This window comes from Streptomyces sp. NPDC001415 (assembly GCF_053597395.1).
Genome location: NZ_JBSFIE010000018.1, coordinates 61558 through 79563, shown reverse-complemented (window position 1 = coordinate 79563; position 18006 = coordinate 61558). Strand labels below are relative to the sequence as shown.

16 protein-coding genes are annotated in these 18006 nt (G+C 71.9%); 7 read left to right on the top strand and 9 right to left on the bottom strand.

The window, feature by feature from the left end; translation table 11 throughout:
* Positions 1-55: 55 nt before the first annotated feature.
* Both ACWC2B_RS23565 and ACWC2B_RS23560 read right to left on the bottom strand, forming a co-directional pair.
* Positions 56-580: an ATP-binding protein gene (locus tag ACWC2B_RS23565; RefSeq protein ID WP_450719650.1), complete on the bottom strand. Its 525-nt coding sequence runs from the start codon at positions 578-580 to the stop codon at positions 56-58.
* Between the two features lie 151 nt (positions 581-731).
* Positions 732-1061 (bottom strand): hypothetical protein, encoded by a 330-nt coding sequence (locus ACWC2B_RS23560; protein WP_450719648.1) that lies wholly within the window; start codon positions 1059-1061, stop codon positions 732-734.
* Positions 1062-1279: 218 nt separating this feature from the next.
* Here ACWC2B_RS23560 and ACWC2B_RS23555 point away from each other — a divergent pair, with 218 nt between their 5' ends.
* From ACWC2B_RS23555 to ACWC2B_RS23545, 3 genes are all read left to right on the top strand, one after another.
* On the top strand, positions 1280-2380 hold the full coding sequence (locus ACWC2B_RS23555; protein WP_450719646.1) for a PLP-dependent cysteine synthase family protein: 1101 nt from the start codon (positions 1280-1282) through the stop codon (positions 2378-2380).
* 61 nt (positions 2381-2441) lie between these two features.
* Positions 2442-3347: a universal stress protein gene (locus tag ACWC2B_RS23550; RefSeq protein WP_450719644.1), complete on the top strand. Its 906-nt coding sequence runs from the start codon at positions 2442-2444 to the stop codon at positions 3345-3347.
* A 144-nt stretch (positions 3348-3491) separates the two neighbouring features.
* Complete coding sequence (locus ACWC2B_RS23545; RefSeq protein ID WP_450719642.1) at positions 3492-5105, top strand: FAD-dependent monooxygenase; 1614 nt, start codon at positions 3492-3494, stop codon at positions 5103-5105.
* 21 nt (positions 5106-5126) lie between these two features.
* Here ACWC2B_RS23545 and ACWC2B_RS23540 read toward each other — a convergent pair whose 3' ends face one another.
* Both ACWC2B_RS23540 and ACWC2B_RS23535 read right to left on the bottom strand, forming a co-directional pair.
* Complete coding sequence (locus tag ACWC2B_RS23540) at positions 5127-5609, bottom strand: SRPBCC family protein (protein WP_450719640.1); 483 nt, start codon at positions 5607-5609, stop codon at positions 5127-5129.
* 118 nt (positions 5610-5727) lie between these two features.
* Complete coding sequence (locus tag ACWC2B_RS23535; RefSeq protein WP_450719638.1) at positions 5728-6588, bottom strand: DeoR/GlpR family DNA-binding transcription regulator; 861 nt, start codon at positions 6586-6588, stop codon at positions 5728-5730.
* A gap of 190 nt (positions 6589-6778) precedes the next feature.
* Between ACWC2B_RS23535 and ACWC2B_RS23530 the strand changes: the two genes are divergently transcribed.
* Positions 6779-9106, top strand: a complete 2328-nt coding sequence (locus ACWC2B_RS23530; protein ID WP_450719636.1) for a hypothetical protein — start codon at positions 6779-6781, stop codon at positions 9104-9106.
* Here ACWC2B_RS23530 and ACWC2B_RS23525 read toward each other — a convergent pair.
* The 4 genes from ACWC2B_RS23525 to ACWC2B_RS23510 all read right to left on the bottom strand — a co-directional run bounded on the left by ACWC2B_RS23525 (position 9076) and on the right by ACWC2B_RS23510 (position 13682).
* Positions 9076-11478 carry a right-handed parallel beta-helix repeat-containing protein gene (locus ACWC2B_RS23525; protein ID WP_450719634.1) on the bottom strand — a complete coding sequence of 801 codons (2403 nt, stop codon included), beginning with the start codon at positions 11476-11478 and terminating at the stop codon, positions 9076-9078. The genes ACWC2B_RS23530 and ACWC2B_RS23525 overlap by 31 nt on opposite strands.
* Positions 11479-11591: 113 nt before the next feature.
* The gene (locus ACWC2B_RS23520; RefSeq protein WP_450719632.1) at positions 11592-12197 is read right to left on the bottom strand and encodes an Rv1733c family protein; all 606 of its coding nucleotides are present in this window, start codon (positions 12195-12197) and stop codon (positions 11592-11594) included.
* Between the two features lie 138 nt (positions 12198-12335).
* On the bottom strand, positions 12336-13169 hold the full coding sequence (locus tag ACWC2B_RS23515) for an MOSC domain-containing protein (protein WP_450719630.1): 834 nt from the start codon (positions 13167-13169) through the stop codon (positions 12336-12338).
* Positions 13170-13226: 57 nt separating this feature from the next.
* Entirely contained in the window at positions 13227-13682 is a 456-nt protein-coding gene (locus tag ACWC2B_RS23510; protein ID WP_450719628.1) for a DUF6643 family protein, read from the bottom strand.
* A gap of 244 nt (positions 13683-13926) precedes the next feature.
* On the opposite strand from ACWC2B_RS23510, the gene ACWC2B_RS23505 reads away from it, so the two are divergent.
* Positions 13927-15288, top strand: coding sequence for a TerD family protein (locus ACWC2B_RS23505; protein WP_450719626.1), 1362 nt, complete (start codon positions 13927-13929; stop codon positions 15286-15288).
* 6 nt (positions 15289-15294) lie between these two features.
* On the opposite strand, the gene ACWC2B_RS23500 is transcribed toward ACWC2B_RS23505, so the two are convergent.
* On the bottom strand, positions 15295-16470 hold the full coding sequence (locus ACWC2B_RS23500; protein WP_450719624.1) for a glycosyltransferase: 1176 nt from the start codon (positions 16468-16470) through the stop codon (positions 15295-15297).
* Between the two features lie 81 nt (positions 16471-16551).
* Between ACWC2B_RS23500 and ACWC2B_RS23495 the strand changes: the two genes are divergently transcribed.
* Complete coding sequence (locus tag ACWC2B_RS23495; protein WP_450719622.1) at positions 16552-17334, top strand: glutamate racemase; 783 nt, start codon at positions 16552-16554, stop codon at positions 17332-17334.
* Between the two features lie 46 nt (positions 17335-17380).
* Positions 17381-17968, top strand: a complete 588-nt coding sequence (locus ACWC2B_RS23490) for a hypothetical protein (RefSeq protein ID WP_450719620.1) — start codon at positions 17381-17383, stop codon at positions 17966-17968.
* The last annotated feature ends 38 nt before the right edge of the window (positions 17969-18006 follow it).

Genomic DNA, 18006 nt, shown 5'->3' with positions numbered 1-18006 from the left:
GCCTGTGTCTGAACCCGGTCCGTCCCAGGCCCGGGCCGGGTTCGGGCACCGGCTCTCAACCCGCGACGGGCGACCGGGTGACGGCGGTCGCCCGGCCGCGCACCGCACGCGAGGGCCGGGTCTCCGTGAAGGGCGTGTTCGGCTTCGCCCCGTACAGCGGGTACGGCGGCAGGGCCACGGCGGGGGAGGGCGCGGCAAGCGTGAACCACACGGTCTTGCCGGACTCGCCCAGCGCACGCACTCCCCAGCTTTCGCTGACCGCGGCGATCAGGGCAAGGCCGCGTCCGTTGGTGGCGAGTGCTTCGGCGTCGCGTACGGCGGGCAGCGTCGGATCGTGGTCGTGGACGGAGATGGTGAGCCGGTCGAGCAGCAGCTCGATCTCCACGGTGCACATCTTGTCCGGCTCGGCATGCCGGTGGACGTTGGTGAGCAGCTCGGTGACGCCCAGCGCCGCCTCGTCTATCAACGGGTCCAGATGCCAGTAGCGCAACTGCGCCGATACGATTCTGCGGACCTGTCCGATCCGCGACGGCAGGGCTTGGAGCTCCACCGTGCACTGCCTGCTTGGCTGGCTGATCACGGTTGCGACTCCCCGAATGAGGTCCGGAAGTAGCTGTCTGGTCCGGCGGCTCTCCTCAGAGCGTCACCGCCGGTAAACCCTCAGTGATGTGGACACCAGCGTGGCCCAAGGGTTCGCACTCCGCAACTCCGCCCCTGGGGCCACACGCGTTTCAGCCGTGCGCGCCGTGCGTCGTCTGCCGGATGGCCTGCAGGAATCGCTGGGTCAGATCGGAGCCGCGTGAGTGGTCCGGCTCCTCGCCCATCGTCAACCGGTAACGGGTGCCATTCAGCCGCGCCACCGTCCGGTCCTCCTTGGCCAGCCACGGCAGCCGGGGGCGCGCCGCGCTGACCGCATCGACGGGCGCGCTGTCGATCTCCCGCCCATTGCTGGTGAGCAGGGCGAGCCGGCCGTCCTTGATCAGCACCTGGCCCGCTCGGGTCAGCGAGCGGGTCCACCGCTCGATCCGTACGCCCTTCGCACTGAACTCGGGTTCCGCCATGACCATCCGGCCCCCTTCGCATCGTTCCTGGTGGGCAGTCTGCACAACCACGAGCCTACGCACCAGGGCGCACGGAGGATCGGGTCCGGGCCAGCGCCGTCCAGCGCTCACCAGGCGCCCCACAAGCCACTCCTATGGATCCCCAAAGGGAACGTTTGTGCAGGTGGGAGCGGTATCGTCAAGCGTGGGGGCGGCACGAAGACACGACGAGGAGTGGCATGGAAACCATCGATGTGGACCGCAGCGATCCGGAGTACCGCGCCTGGCTGAAGGAAGCCGTGCGCAAGGTCCAGGCCGATGCCAACCGCTCCGCCGACACCCATCTCCTGCGCTTTCCCCTCCCCGAGGCCTGGGGCATCGACCTCTACCTCAAGGACGAGTCGACGCATCCCACCGGCAGTCTCAAGCACCGCCTCGCCCGCTCGCTGTTCCTGTACGGCCTGTGCAATGGCTGGATCCGGCCGGGCAAACCCGTCATCGAGGCGTCCAGCGGCTCCACCGCCGTCTCCGAGGCATATTTCGCCAAGCTGATCGGCGTGCCGTTCATCGCCGTGATGCCCCGCACCACCAGCGCCGAGAAGTGCCGCCTGATCGAATTCCACGGCGGCCAGTGCCACTTCGTCGACGACTCGATGAAGATGTACCAGGAGTCGGCGGCGCTCGCCGCCGAGACCGGCGGCCACTACATGGACCAGTTCACCTACGCGGAGCGGGCCACCGACTGGCGCGGCAACAACAACATCGCCGAATCGATCTACCAGCAGCTGAAGTTGGAGCGCTACCCCGAGCCCGCCTGGATCGTCGCCACCGCCGGCACCGGCGGCACCTCCGCGACCATCGCGCGCTATGTGCACTACATGCAGCACGACACGATGATCTGCGTCCCCGACCCGGAGAACTCCTGCTTCTTCGACGGCTGGACCCAGGGCGACGCGCTCGCCTCCAGCGACTGCGGCTCGCGCATCGAGGGCATCGGCCGGCCCCGCATGGAGCCGAGCTTCGTGCCCGGCGCCATCGACCGGATGATGAAGGTCCCGGACGCGGCGAGCGTCGCCGCCGTACGCGCCCTGGAGAAGGCGATCGGCCGCAAGGCGGGCGGCTCCACCGGCACCGGGCTGTGGAGCGCGCTGCGGATCGTCGCGGAGATGGTCGCCGAGGGCCGCACCGGCAGCATCGTCACCCTGCTCTGCGACCCGGGCGACCGCTACCTCGACAAGTACTACTCGGACAGCTGGCTCGCCGAGCAGGGCCTCGACATCGCCCCCTACGCCGAGACGCTCGACACCTTCCTGGAGACCGGGGTCTGGCCGGCCCGGTGAGCTGTCCGGAACGGGACCTTCTGCCCGTGCGGGACCCCGCGCCGCGTGCCAGGGTGACGTCATGGACACGCGCCCTGTAGTTGTCGCCGTAGACGGATCCGACCACAGTCTGCGAGCCCTGGAATGGGCCATTCCCACCGCTCGCAGACTGGCCGCCGACCTGGTCATCGCGCATGTCCTGCCCGACGCCGCGCAGCTGTGGGCGGCCCGCCGCTCCGCACTCGGCCCGGGCCCGGCGCTGAACGACCCGGTCACCGACCGGGTCCGCGCGGCGCTCTCGGGCCGCGACGGACTGCCCTCGGTGCGGTTCGACTCGCTTGAGGGCGAAGTGCCCGACGCGCTGCACGCCTTGGGCGCCTCGGCCCGGATGCTGGTGATGGGCTCCCGAGGCCGCGGCGGCTTCGCCAGCCTGCTGCTCGGCTCCAACAGCCTGGCCGTGGCCACCCGGGCGCCCTGCCCGGTGGTGGTCGTGCCGCCCCAGGCCCGCACGGGCGCGGACGAACGGACGACGGGCCGCGTCGTGCTCGGGCTCAACCTGGGCGACACCGTCGACGACGTGATCGAGTTCGCCTTCGTGGAGGCCCGGGCCCGGAACGTACCGCTCCAGGTGCTCTCGGCCTACCCGGCCCCGGCCCCGACCGCCCTGATGGTCGCGGGCGAGTTCCCGCCGGGCAGGCTGGACGCCGATCAGTACGAGCCCGTCGAGCGGGACGTCAAGCGCGAACAGGCCGAGCGGCTGCGCCCCTTCGAGGAGCGGTACCCCGAGGTCGAGGTGGACGCCGTGATCGCACCCGCCGACGCGGCGGGCCACCTCGTCGACGCCTCGGCCTCGGCCGCGCTGATCGTGGTCGGCCGCCACCGGCGCCGCCTGAAGCCGGGCTCCCTCCTGATGGGCTCGGTGGCGCATGCGGTGCTGCACCACGCGGAGTGCCCGGTGGCGGTGGTGCCGGTCCGGGAGCAGGAGTGACCGTTTCCGGCCACGTCAACTGCCGCCCACCGACGCCTCGTTGAGCCAGTCACAGCGTTGACCCGCAGTTTGCCCCCGGCGGTGGCTTTGCTGTCTACGGTGGGAAAGATCCACTGAACGGCACGGGGAACACGGGGAGCTGTCATGCCATCTGTACTGATCGTCGGCGGGGGACTGGTCGGTCTGACCGCCGCCCTGTGCCTGGAGTACCACGGGGTCGACCACATCCTGGTGGAGCGCAACACCGAGCCGACGGTGCTGCCCCGCTCGCGTGGCATGCACACACGCGCCGTGGAGATCTTCCGGCAGATCGGCGTCGAGGACGCCGTGCAGGCCGCGAGCGCGTCCGCCCTCAAGATGGGCACGTTCGGCGGCGCGCGCACCGGCCGGAGCATCGCCGACTCCGAGGCGCTCGACCTGCGCCACGTCTTCGCCACCGGCGCCATGGTCGGCGTCGATGAAAGCCCCTCAGCCTTCTGCTTCTGCCCCCAGGTGCTCCTCGAACCGGTCCTGCGCGAACTGGCCGAACAGCGCGGCGGCGACATCCGCTTCGGCACCGAACTGACCGCGTTCACCCAGGACGACGACCGGGTCACCGCCACCCTCAGGGACCGGACCACAGGCCGCACCACCACCGTGTACGCCGACTACCTCCTCGCGGCCGACGGCGGCGGCAGCCCGATCCGTACCACCCTGGGCATCACCAGCACCACCCGCCCCGCCACCCACCACTACCTCAACCTCTACTTCCGCGCCGACCTCACCGAGCTGGTGCGCGACCGCACGTTCAGTCAGTGCGAGATCGCCGGCCCCCAGGTGTCCGGCCTGTTCCTGGCCAAGAACAACACCGACGAATGGTCCTTCCACCTGGCCTACGACCCGGAGCGCGAGAGCCCGCGCGACTACCCGGACGAGCGGTGCGTCGCCCTGCTGCGCACCGCCATCGGCGCGGACGACCCCGAGCTCCGCATCGACCTGCTCGCCCGCGCCGCCTGGGACACCGGCACCGCGGTCGCCGACTCCTACCGCAGCGGCCGGGTCTTCCTCGCCGGAGACGCGGCCCACCGGCACGCCCCCTGGGGCGGCTTCGGCGCCAACACGGGCATCGCCGACGTGCACAACCTGGCGTGGAAGCTCGCCGCCGTCCTGCGCGCACAGGCGCCGGAAGCCCTCCTGGACACCTACGAGCCCGAGCGGCGCCCCCGTGGCCTCCTCGTCGCCGAACAGGCCTGGCTGCGCACCGACTTCCTCGCCCGCTACGGCATCCGTACGCCGCGGAACGCCGAGGCTCTCGACCGTCAGCTGGGCACCGGCGAGATCATGACCCGCTACCGGTACGCATCCGCCGCCGTCCACGGCGACCCGGCCGGGGACACGGTCGACCTGCTCGCGGGCCAGACCGGCACCCGCACCCCGCACCTCTGGCTCGACCGCGACGGCAGCACCGTCTCCACCCTCGACCTGTGCGGCCCGGGCTTCACCCTGCTCACCGGCGGGGACGCCGAGTCGGACGCCGCCTGGGCCGACGCGGCCAAGACGCTTCCGCTGACGGTGCATCATATTCGCGGCGTTGAGCCGGACTTGGGGCAGGGCGAGGAGGTTCTGCGGGACGGCGAGGGCGCCTGGCTCGGCCTGGTCGGGCTGCCTCCGCAAGGCGCCCTGCTCGTCCGCCCGGACGGTTTCGTCGCCGCCCGGTCCGACGAAGGGCTCACCCCCGACACCCTCGACGCCATATGGCGGTCCGTCACCAGCCATTGAGCGGAGGTCAGTTGGGGAGGATCAGGCCGCCGGCGCACCCGAGAGCCGGCGGTCCAGCTTGCGCATCGCGCCCTTGAAGGACTGGCCGACGCCGGGACCCGCCGCCCGCATCATCAGGCGGAACAGGGCCGGCCCCTCGCTCGCCATCGTCCAGCGCACGGTCGTCCCGGACCCCGCCGGAGTGAGCCGCCACTCCTCCAGCAGGGCGCGCACACCGGGGGTGTTGGTCTCGTCGATCCGGTAGGCGTAGCGCTCGCCCGGTTCCCTCGCCATGATCGTCTCGCGGAAGAACACCCCGCCCCGCAGCCTGATCTCGCGCCCGGCCCCGCCGTCCAGGGGCCGGGCCGAGGCGACGGAGGAGAACCAGGCAGGCGTGTCCGACACTTCCTCGGCCAGGGCCCGGTAGACGGCGGCGGGCCCGGCCGAGACATGGGCCGTGAACACCAGGCGCACCGGCGCCGACTCGGCGAAGTCGAGTTTCACGGACCTGAGTCGGCGAGCCATGACGCATACCTCCTGGCGGTCGGGCGGCGCTGAAAGCGCGCGTTGAACGCGAGCGAGCCGCGCCGGAGCCCGTACGGGACCGGCGCGGCAGAGCCCGCACACCATAGCTGGCGGGCCGTCAGATGTCTGCGGGGCCGCCGTTCTCGCTGCCGTTGTCGGGGATCTCCCCCGCCACCACGAGGTCCCGCAGATGCTCGGTCATCTCCTCGCGGGACCGGTCCGAAAGGCCCGCGTCCGTCACGAGCGAGTCGACCTGGTCGAGCGAGGCGAACGAACTGAGCCCCACCGTCCCCCACTTGGTGTGATCAGCGATCACCACGACCCGCCGCGCCGACTGTACGAAGCGGCGATTGGTCTCCGCCTCCGCGAGGTTGGGCGTGGAAAGCCCGGCCTCCATCGAGATGCCGTGCACCCCGATGAACAGCACATCGAAGTGGAGCGAACGGATCGCCGCGTCGGCGACCGGCCCCACCAGCGTGTCGGAGAGCGTCCGCACACCGCCCGTCAGGACCACGGTCGCGGCCCCCGGCCGCGGCCCCGCCCCCGCGGGCGAGCGCTGCGCGGCGTGGAACACATCGGCGACCTGCACCGAGTTGGTCACCACCGTCAGCTCCGGTACGTCCACCAGCTGTTGGGCCAGCGCGTACGCCGTCGTACCGCCGGCCAGGGCGATCGCGCTGCCGGGCACGGCCATCCTGGCGGCCTCCCGCGCGATGTCCTGCTTGGCGCTCAGCTCAAGCGTCGACTTCGCCTCGAAGCCCGGCTCGTGCGCCGTGGCCTCCGCGACGGGCACCGCCCCGCCGTGCACCTTCTCGATCACGCCCTGGCGCGCCAGCGCGTCCAGATCCCTGCGGACCGTCATGTCCGAGACGTTGAGCTTCCGGGTGAGCTCGTTGACCCGGACTCCGCCACGCCGTCTGACCTCATCGAGGATCAGCGCACGCCGCTGCTCCGCGAGCAGATTCTGGTGGTCGCTCACTGCCGGGCCGGCCCCTTCCACATCGTCGAACACACTCGCCGGGCACATCTGCACCCCCGGCTACGGACACCCCATCCTGTCACGGGGAGATTCAGTGAGAGCACTGCACCAAGGCACCCGGATCCGAGATCCTGAATGTTCCGTGCCACCCGCGCCGCCGATCCTGCCATCACGAGAGCGAGTCGCAGAAGTGTCCCGTGCCACACCCGCCGCCCAGGCCGGTGCCCCAGCAGTCGAGAGCGGCGGACCCGCCCTCGAACTGCTGGTCCACGGCGTCGGAGGCACCACACCGCAGAAGATGCTCGACGACCCCCGCACCGTGTGCGTCACCGGCGACGACACCGCCGCGATCTACCGGCGCAGTGAGGACGCCGACGCCGAAGCCCACCCCGAGCGCTACCGCGACCGCCCGGTGCCCGAGGCGTACGTCTGGTGCAATCTGACCTCCGGCAACAGCGCCCGCGCCCTGTGGCTGCTCCTGCTGCCGTTCATGGTGATCAACCTTGCCCACTGGATGCGGCCGCCCGCCAAGGAGCCGCACTGGGCGATCCGGCTGTACGGGGTCCTGGTGCGGCTCATCGCGCTCAGCCTCACGGTGCTGCTTGTCGCCGCCGCCTGCGAGGTCGCGCTCGATCTCACCGCATGGCAGTGCGCGGGCACGGCCGCCTGCTCACGCTCGTGGTACTGGCTGGGCTTCACCTCCGTCGCCCACCACGGCTGGTGGTCACAGCCGGGCCGGCGCCTGGCCCTCGCGGCGCTCGCGCCCGCGGGCCTGACCCTCCTGCTCTGGTACCTCTCCAACCGCACCTGGAGCGCGTACGAGTCCCAGCAGCCGTTGAACGCCAATCCCGCCGCCGACCCCGCCGAGGCCGTCAAGCCCGCCTTCAGCAGGCCCGGATTCTGGTACGGCAGGCGCCTGGTCGCCCGGCTGCGCGCCGCCCACACCGCCGCCGGTTTCCTCACCACCGCCGCCGGCGTCACGGCCGCCGCCGCCCGCTACGACCGCACCGCCACCAGCGCCCTCTTCGAGACGCTCGGACTGCTCCTGGAGTCAACTCTGGCTGTGGCGGGGGTAGTTGTGGTGTGGGTGGTGTGCCGTCGAGGGCGTACCGAAACACAGCTCGACGAGAGGCTCGACCGGGCCGTCACCGCGTGGCTGCCCGTCACCTCGCTCGCCCTGCTCGCGCTCGCCCTGCTGTACGCGGCCTGGGACCGGGCCGACTGGACCTCGTCCGGCACCCTGCCCGGGGACCGCTCCTTCGGCTTCCTGGCCTTCGCCCAGGGAGTGTTGATCGTCGCCATCGCCGCCGTGGCCCGGCATCTGCGACGCCGGGCGCCCGGGGAAGCCACCGCCCTGTGCGGACTCGGCGGCCCCGCCGTCGCCATGCTCGCCTGCGCGCTCGGCGGCGTGATGACCGGCGGCGTCGCCCAGCGCGTCGCCGCCTGGGTGGACCACGGAGCCACCCACCGAGGGGCCTTCAACGGGCCGCCCGCGCTGCTGACTTGGCAGGCCTCGGTGATCCCCGCCCTGCTGGCCCTGCTCGTCCCCGTCGTGCTGTTCTTCGCCGTACGCACCTGGCGCACCGCCCGCTCCGACGCCCCGCACGTCATGGCCGACTACCCCACCGAACGGCCCGACACCGCCCGCACCCGTCAGATCGCGCGCGCTCGCGCCATGGCCGGGCTCACCGATCACGCCGCCCTCTTCCTCGGCATCGTCTCCGGAGCGTCCCTGCTGCTGGGCGCCGCGGCCCTCGTCGGCGCCTGGTGGACCGGCGAAGTGCCGGAGCAGGCGGCCGACGGCGCGGCCACGCCTGTCGCCTTCGCCGCCGACGCCGCCCAGTCGCTCGGCTCCTGGTGCACCGGCTTCGGCTTCCTGCTCTTCGTCACCTGGGGCCGGCGCGCCTACAAGGACGCGGCGGCTCGCCGCACCGTCGGCATCCTGTGGGACGTCGGCACCTTCTGGCCGCGCGCCGCACACCCCTTCGCGCCGCCCTGCTACGCCGAGCGGGCCGTGCCGGACCTCGCCTGGCGGATGAACACCTGGACCGAGCGCACCGGCGGCCGCCTCGTGATCTCCGGACACTCGCAGGGCAGCGTGCTCGCCACGGCCGCCGTCTGGCAACTGCCCGCCGCCACCCGGCGCCGGGTCGCCCTGCTCACCTACGGCTGCCCGGTCGAGCGGCTCTACGGACGCTGGTTCCCCACCTACTTCGGCCCCGCCCCGCTCCAGGCCCTGCACCAGGAGGTGCACTGCTGGCGGAACCTGTGGCGCGCCACCGACCCCATCGGCGGGCCCGTGCTGACCGGCGGCGACGTCGACAAGGGCCCGCTGCTCGACCCGCTCGCCTACGGCCGGACCTTTGAACACCCACTGCCCGCACCGATCCTGGGACACTCCGACTACCAGGCCGACCCCGCCTTCGGCCGCGAACGGGCCCTGCTCCTGGCCGAGTTGGCGAGCGGCGTGCCGAACCAGCGGACGGATCAGGGCAGTTCGGGCAGATCGTCCGGATAGAGCAGAGTCAGATCGTCGGTGCTGGCATCGGCCAGCTGGGCGACCCGGCCCGCATGCCGCTCCACCATCGACTCGAACGTCTGCCGCGCGGTGCGCCCGTTGCCGAACGCGGCGCCCCTCGGCAGCGCCGTGAAGTACTTCAGGAGGCACTCCGCCGTACCGGAGCCGAGCCGGTACTCGTGCTCGTCGGCCTGCTGCTCCACGATGCGCAGGAGTTCTTCGGGGGAGTAGTCCGAGAACCTGATGGTCCGTGAGAAACGGGACGCCACACCAGGGTTGACGCTCAGGAACCGCTCCATCTCCGCCGTGTACCCGGCGACGATGACCACCACCGCCTCACGGTGGTCCTCCATCAGCTTCACCAGCGTGTCGATGGCCTCACGCCCGAAGTCACGGCCCGAGTCCTCGGGGGACAGGGCGTACGCCTCGTCGATGAAGAGCACCCCGCCGCGTGCCCGGTCGAAGGCCTCCTGGGTGCGGATCGCGGTGGACCCGATGTGCTCACCGACCAGGTCGACGCGGGACACCTCGACCAGATGGCCGCGCTCCAGGACGCCGAGGGAGGCCAGGATCTCCCCGTAAAGGCGCGCCACCGTGGTCTTGCCGGTGCCGGGGGAGCCGGTGAAGACCAGGTGTCGGCGGACCGAGGCGGCCTTGAGGCCGGCCTGCTGCCGCTTGCGGCCGACCTCGATCATGTCGGTGAGCGCCCGCACCTCTCGCTTGACGCTCTCCAGGCCCACCAGCGTGTCCAGCTCACCGAGCACGGCACCCGGAGTCCGCGTCGGCTCGGCGACCGGCTCCGCTGCGGGGGACTCGACGGGGCGCGGGCCGGGGACGGCGGAGAGCAGCCCCATGGTCTGCGTCGCGATCTGCACGGCGGGCGGCTCGGCCGCCCCCGCCCTGGCGCCGCTCTCGTCGCTGGTGCAGTCCTCGACGACCGCGCCGTCCTCGGAGAACTCATACCCCCGGCGCGCACACCGCTCCGTGCGGCAGCGCGTCAGCGTCGTACGGCAGCCGTCGATGACATGGAAGCCGAAGCCGCCGCTGCCGGTCACCCGGCAGCCGTGGAAGGTGCCCCGGCCCTCGGCGGAGACGTAGAAGCCGGCCTCGGCCGGGGAGGTGACCGTGACGCGCTCGATACGGGGATCGGCGCCCTTGGTGACGATGACGCCGGTCTGCGCACCGTCGATGGTGCAGCCGGCGAGGATGCCGCCGCTGCCGTGGTCACGGAACCAGGCGCCGGTCGACGCCTCCCTGATCCGGCAGTCGTCGAGCTGCGCGGTCGCGCCGTCGCTCACCGACACGGCGGTGTTGCGGACCTGGGTGAGATCGCTGTCGACGACATCGGCGCGTGAACCCCGGTCGAGCACGAAGATCGCGTCCGGTACGTCATGGACGCGGCAGCCCTCCATGACCGCGGTCGCGCCGTCGCTGACCCACACCGCCGGATAGTCGCCCGTACTGTCGTGGATCTCGCACAGGTCGGCGTCCACGCGGGTGCCCGGGTCCCACACCGACAGGCCGTTGCGCCCGAAGCGGCGGACCTTGGTGCGGGTCAGCGTGAGCACCGAGCGCGAGCGCAGGTCGACCGCGTTCTCCGGGATGTCGTGGATGTCGCAGTCGGCGAGCGTGAGCACCGCGTCCGTGTCCAGGGTGATGCCGTCGGCCGAAGTCCGGTGCACCGTGCAGTCGGTGAGGTGGGCCGAGGCGCGCGAGGCGATCTGCACCCCGGCGCCCTTGATCTCGTACACCTCGCAGCCGAGCGCCTCAAGACCGCTGCCCTCGCCACTGACGGCCAGCCCGGCGCCGCCGGAGTGGTGCACCCGGCAGCGTTCAAGGCGGGGGTGTCCGCCACTGTGCACCGAGACCCCGGACTGCCCGGCCGCGACGACCTCGCACTCCTCGAACACCCCGCCCGCGCCGTCGAATACGCCGATGCCGACGCCGCCCGGGTTGTCCACCGTGCAGCGGCGCACCGTGGGCCGCGCCCCGCCCCGGACCTCGATGCCGACCGCGGAGCGCGTCACCACCCGCAGATCGACGAGCTCGGGCGCACCGTCCTCCACGAGCAGCGCCGGCGCCGCCGCGTCCTGGCCCTCCAGGTACAGGTCCCGCACGGTCGCCGAGGCGCGCACGGTCAGCGCCACCCCGTCGGCCGGCGCGATCCGGACCGAACCGACCGCGCCCTCGGGGCCGCGCAGTGTCACGGAGCGGCGCAGCACCAGGTTCTCCCGGTAGGTGCCCGGGGCGACGGTCAGGACGTCGCCGTCGCCGGCGGCCTCCAGAGCTGCGGCCAGAGAGGCGTACTCACCCGTGCGGCGGCGCCACCTCGACGTGCCCGTGTGCGTCACCTGGACCGTGCCCTGAGCCATGGTGCTGTCGTGCCCCCACCTCGTGCGTGCGACCTCGCACACACCTCGACCGTGACCTCGTATGTGCGACTGATGGTCCACCGTAGCGCGCGCGGGGCCGGTGAGTTGACCGGTCAGCTGCCCGCGCCGGTACGGCCCCAGTCCGGACCGTACCGGGCCCACGCCCGGTCCAGTCGCTCATACCGCCGGCGTATCAGACGCCATACGATCAACCGCCGTACGCCCTCGACGAGTCCGGCCGCCGCCGCGGCCGCGCAGATCCCCGAGAACACCGCGTGGGTGTCGGCCGCGGACAGCGCCATCGGCCGGGGCGCGGGGCGGCCGCGGTCATCGGTCCATATCGCGAAAGTGGCGCCCGGAGCGGGCGCCTTCAACGGCGAGGTCAGCGTGCCGCTGTGTGAACTGCCGTCGTGCGCCGTCCAGTTGGCGACCACTCTCGTGCGCGGGGAGCGGCCCATCGAGCCGTCGGGCTCGGCGACGGTCGCCCGCTGCTCGGCCCGGCGCACCACCACTGCCGAGGTCACATGCCGGTGCCGGCGCTGCTCGGTGACCGCCTGGCGCAGGCTCGCATCGGTGAGGGATCCGCAGATCACCCCCACCGCGGGCACGGCGAACACCATGAGCACCAGGGCTACGAGCGCCACCCAGGCCTCCGCGAAGTCGGTGCGGCGGCGCAGCGGATTGTGCCGCCAACGCCACACTCCCGTGATGGCTCGCACGGGCCACGCACCCCCTTCCGCTTCGTGCCGCCCAGACGGGACGGCATGCGCGCGGGTGGCACGAACAGGGATCTGATCCACCCGGCTTGTCCTGTCCAACGCGTCCGCTACCCAAAGGAGTTCCCACGGGGCGCAGGGCTATGCGAGCACCTTCAACGGGTCACCGATGCGGATGGTGCCGGTGCCCTCCGGGATCACCAGGAGGCCGAACGCCAGCGAACTGCCGATCCGGCGGTGCCGGGCCAGGGTGCGCAGCGGCTCCTTGCCGCGCTCCGCGGTGGCCTGGTCGGTGGTGGTGATGACACACCGGGCGCAGGGCTTCACCACCCGAAAGGCGACCTCGCCGATCGATATCCGCGACCAGGTGTCCTCGGCCCAGGCCTCGGTCCCGTCGAGGACCACATTGGGCCTGAACCGGTTCATCGGCAGGGGGCCCTCGGCGGGGTGGTCGCCCTGCGCGATCAGCGAGTTGAGGGCGTCGAGCGAGGCGCGCGTGGCGACCTGGAGCGGGTATCCGTCGGCGAAGCTGACGGTCTCGCCGTTCGGCGCGTACTTGGGGTTGATGGCCCTGCGGCGTGCCGGATCGTCGAGATGCATGAGCCGCACCTCAGTGCCCAGATAGGCGCTGAACCACGCATGGGCCTCATCGGCGGCGGTCACCGCCTTGAACTTGTTGCCGAAGAGCGTGACGCCGACGGCCGCCACCGGCTCCGGCGGCTCGACGATCAGATCGTCGCGTCCGGGCGCGGAAAGGCGCACGCCTCCGCCCGGCAGTGTGGCGGCACTGCTCAGGGCGAGGCCCGGCTGCTCGCGTTGAGTGACGGCTGTGCCGTGCGTGTCCACCAGCATCCAGCGGCGGTCCCCGGCGAGCCCCCATGGCTCGACCGCCGCTTGTGCTGTGCCGTATCCCCCGACCGACTTGACGGGATGAATGCGCATCCCGTGGACAACCGCATCAAGTCCGTTGCTCATAAACACATTCTGCCAGCCGCCTCGGACAAGTGTCCGGGCGGCCGGTCCCGCCCTTGATCAGTACCCGGTGCCCTGATAAGGCCGGTTGTACGGATCCTCGTACGGCGCGGGCGCCGGCCGGGGCGCCGCGGGCCGCATGGCCTCGTACCCGGTGCCCTGCATCGGCCGCTGCGGCATGCCCTGCTGCCCCTGGTAGCCGCGCGGGGCCGAGGGCTGCTGCGGAATGTACGGAGCGGGCGCGTGCTGCAGCGGCACCGGCTGCTGCATCTGCTGCTGGTATCCGTACGACGAGGCGTAGGAAGGGCTCTGCTGCGAAGGGGCGGCCGGCAGCGCGGGCAGCGCCGACGGAAGCGCCGGCAGGTAGTTGCTGCCGGTGTCGTAGAGGGAAGGCACTCGGATCGGGGCGATCTGAGGCGTACCCCGTTCTGCGACGAGGGAGTCGTAGATGGGGGTGTCCGGGAAGAACGGCGCGGAGTAGTAACCGCCGCCATAGGTGGAGCGGGGGGAGGTCATGGCACATAAGTTAAGCCCACGATGTGGTCGTTGGGGAGCCCGATAAGAGGGTTGTTTCGCGTGTTCGGAGTGGCCGGGCGTCATCAATGTGAGCGAACTTGGGAAAATCGGTCGCGCTGCGGCGTTGGAATCCTGTAAAGGGCAAGGTCATCAGGGGTTACCGGCGGGTGGACCGGAGAGGTGCCCGGCGGGCGATCGGGCGTTAGGTTGACGGTGCAGAAATCTTTCGGCACCGCGGCGAGTGATGGGGGAGAGCATGTCCATGCTTAAAGGAGCCAATGTTCCGGTGCCTGCGCACTCGGTACGCGTCGAACTGGCCTGGCGGTCCGGCCCCGGTGTCCCCGACGTGGATGCCTCGGCCCTCCTGCTGGCCGGCGGCCGGGTGCGCTCGGACGCCGATTTCGTCTTCTACAACCAGCCCACGCACGCGTCCGGCGCCGTACGCCACGAGGGCAAGCGGTCCGGTCCCGACGCGGTGACGGACACCCTGTCCATCGACCTCGCGCGGGTGGAACCGGCCGTAGAGCGCGTGGTGCTCGCCGCCTCGGCCGACGGCGGAACCTTCGGTCGCGTCCCCGGTCTCGGCATCCGCGTCCTGGACGCGGCCACCGGCGCGGAGCTCGCACGCTTCGACCCCCGGGACGCCACCGTCGAGACCGCCTTCATCCTCGGCGAGCTCTACCGCCGCCAGGGCGCCTGGAAGTTCCGCGCGGTCGGCCAGGGCTACGACAGCGGACTCGAAGGCCTGGCAACGGACTTCGGGATCACCGTCGACAAGCCGCAGCAGCCGCCCGTCACGCCCCCGGCGCCTGTCAGTCCGGCTCCGCCTCCCGCGCAGGCGCCCTTCACCCTGGCTCCGCCTCCCGCCCAGGCCGCCTACACCCCGCCCCCGGCCCCTGTGTGGCCCGAGCCGGCCGGCCAGGTTCCGGTGCCTCCGACGGCTCCGCCGTTGACGCAGCCGTCACCTGTGCGCCTGTCGAAAGTCACCCTCACGAAGGAGGCGCCCAGGGTTTCGCTCGCCAAACAGGGCGGCACTTCGGGTGCGATGCGGGTCAATCTCAACTGGCAGAGCCGCAAGCAATTCAGCGGCTGGGGAGCCAAGTTGGGGCGCGCCGCCGCCAACCACTCCGATCTCGACCTCGACCTGTGCGCCCTGTACGAGCTCTCCGACGGCCGCAAGGGCGTCGTGCAGGCCCTGGGCAACGCCTTCGGCGCGCTCCACCAGCCCCCGTACATCCATCTCGACGGCGACGACCGCACCGGCGCGGTCGAATCGGGCGAGAACCTCACCGTCAATCTCGACCAGAAGGCCAAGTTCCGCCGCCTGCTGATCTTCGTCACCATCTATGAGGGCGCCCGCAGCTTCGCCGATCTGCACGCCACTGTGACGCTTCAGCCGCAGTTCGGCGCACCGATCGAGTTCTTCCTCGACGAGTGCACCGTCCCCTCCACGGTCTGCGCGCTCGCCCTGATCACCAACAACGGCGGCGACCTGGTCGTCCAGCGCGAGGCCCGCTATCTGGTGCCCGCGCGCGGCGTCAGCCCGCAGCGCACCATCGACCAGGCCTACGGCTGGGGCATGAACTGGACGCCCGGCCGCAAGTAGCCCGCCTCACCGCTCCTCGGGCGCGGCCTCGGGCCGGGCGTAGGTGCGGCCCTTCCAGGCCGCGCCCCGCCCCCGGTAGTGCTGCACGGCCGAGTCGACCGTCATCAGCAGGTACAGCAGCGCCGTGAACGGCAGCGTCGGGGCGAGCGCCAGCGGCTGGCGGTAGTGGCGGAGCATCGGCAGATACGTTCCGGTCATCACCAGCCAGGCGAGACCGCCCGCCCAGGCGGCCCCCGCGCTGGAGGTGGCAAGGCCCGCGACGAAGGTGACCGGCGGCGCCAGGTAGACCAGCGCCAGGCCCGCGACGGTGCCGAGCAGCACCAGCGGGTTGTGCCGCAACTGCGCGTACGCACTGCGCGAGACCATCCGCCACAGGTCCGCGAGGCGCGGGTAGGGGCGCACACTGTCGACCCGGTCCGCGAGGCCCAGCCAGACCCGCCCGCCGGACCTGCGTACCGCGCGCGCCACCGACACGTCGTCGATCACCGCCTGGCGCACCGCATCCGGAATCCCGGCCCGCTCCGCCGCCTCCGTACGAAGGAGCACGCAACCGCCGGCCGCGGCCGTGGCGCGCGGCCTTCGGGCGTTGATCCAGCGGAACGGATAGAGCTGTGCGAAGAAGTACACGAACGCCGGGACGATCAGCCGCTCCCAGCCGCTCGCCACCCGCAGCCGGGCCATCTGCGACACCAGGTCGAAGCCGCCGCCGCGAGCCGCGGCGACCAGCTCGCGCAGACTGTCCGGCGCGTGCGCGATGTCGGCGTCGGTGAGCAGGAGGTACTCCGGTTCGCGCGCCCGCGCCAGCGCCATGCCCTGGCGCAGCGCCCACAGCTTGCCGGTCCAGCCCTCCTCCGGCTCACCCGGCGGCACCACGCTCAGCCGCAGACCCCCGTGCCGCTCGGCCAGGGAACGGGCGAGCTCGCCGGTGCCGTCCGAGCTCCCGTCGTCCACCAGGAAGATCTCCGCGCGGCCGGGATAGTCCTGCGCGAGCAGCGACGGAAGGCTCAGCGGCAGCACCTCCGCCTCGTCGCGGGCCGGCACCACCACCGCGACATCCGGCCAATGTTCGAGCCGCGCACGGGGCGGCAGCCGCTGGTCGGTGCGCCAGAAGAAGCCCTGCCCGAGCAGCAGCCAGAGCCAGACGACCAGGGACACCAGGGCGATCCACACAAGGGCGCTCATCCGCCGCAGTCTGCCCCACATCCCGTGCTCCACACGGGACCTCGGCCGGTTTCGCCGGAGCCCGTCGACTATGGTGACCGGGTGAAGATCGCGCTCATGGACTCCGGAATCGGCCTGCTCGCCGCGGCCGCGGCGGTACGCCGGCTACGGCCCGACGCCGAACTCGTGATCTCGAACGACCCCGACGGCATGCCCTGGGGTCCGCGCACCCCCGAAGGCGTCACCGAGCGCGCCCTCGCCGTGGCCAGGGCCGCCGCAGCCCTGGAACCGGACGCCCTGATCATCGCCTGCAACACCGCGTCCGTGCACGCCCTGCCCGCGATCCGTGCCGCCCTGGAACCGGAGATCCCGGTGATCGGCACCGTCCCCGCGATCAAGCCCGCCGCGGCCGGCCGCGAGCCCTTCGCGATCTGGGCGACCCCGGCCACCACCGGCAGCCCCTACCAGCGCGGACTGATCAGCGAATTCGCCGACGGCGTCCCCGTCACCGAGGTGCCCTGCCCCGGCCTCGCCGAAGCCGTGGAGCACGCCGACGACGCCGCGATCGACCGTGCCATCGCCGTGGCCGCCGCTCTCACGCCGCCGGAGGTAAGGACCGTCGTCCTGGGCTGCACCCATTACGAGCTGGTCGCCGAACGCATCCGTACGGCCCTGCGCCCGGACGGCGGCCCGCTCACCTTCTTCGGCAGCGCCGAGGCCGTCGCCGCCCAGGGCCTGCGCCGGGCAGGAATCGTCCCCGCACCGGAAGCCGCCCAGGTCGGAGGCCTGACCGTCCTGCTCAGCGGCCGCACCGGCACCCTGCCCGACGTCGCGCTCGCCTACCCCGAAGGCCGCCTGCTACAGGCCGTCAGTCCCGCTCACTGAGCGCTGAACGATGCCACGGCAGCGGAACCTGAGTACGCTGCTACACATGAGGGAACCGTCCCCGGAGTACCCCACGCCCCCCGAGTCCCAGCACGGATCCGGTGCCGCCGAGCAGGCGCCAGAGGTCTGGACCGGCCGGGCGACCAACCGCGTCCAGTGGCTCCTCGCGGCGGGCGGCGCGGCCTGCATCGCGCTCGGCGTAGAGCTGGCCGTCGACTCCAATTGGACCTCCGGCATCGCACCGCTCCTGATGTCCGTGGTCGGCTGCCTGGCGGCCGGGCTCCTGGTGCTCTTCGGGACCCTCGCCTTCGTCCACGTCTCGGTGAAGGTCGACGGCGACTGTCTGGAAGTGCGCTGCGGCCACATCGGGCTGCCGCGCCGCACCATCCCCCTGGACCATGTGGTCGGAGCCGACTTCGTCCCCCGCGTCACCCCGCGCCAGTGGGGAGGCTGGGGCTATCGCTGGCGGCCCGAGATCGGCACCGCCGTCGTCGTACGCCGCGGTGAGGGCGTGGCGCTCAAGCTCGGCGACGGTCGCGTCTTCACCGTCACCGTCGACGACGCCGAAGCGGCGGTACGCGTCATCCGCGACCGGCTGCGGCTGCTCGGCACCGGCAAGCCCGTCGAGGCCTGACCTTCCGCGCCGGGTGCCGTGAGACCGGACTCCCCGGT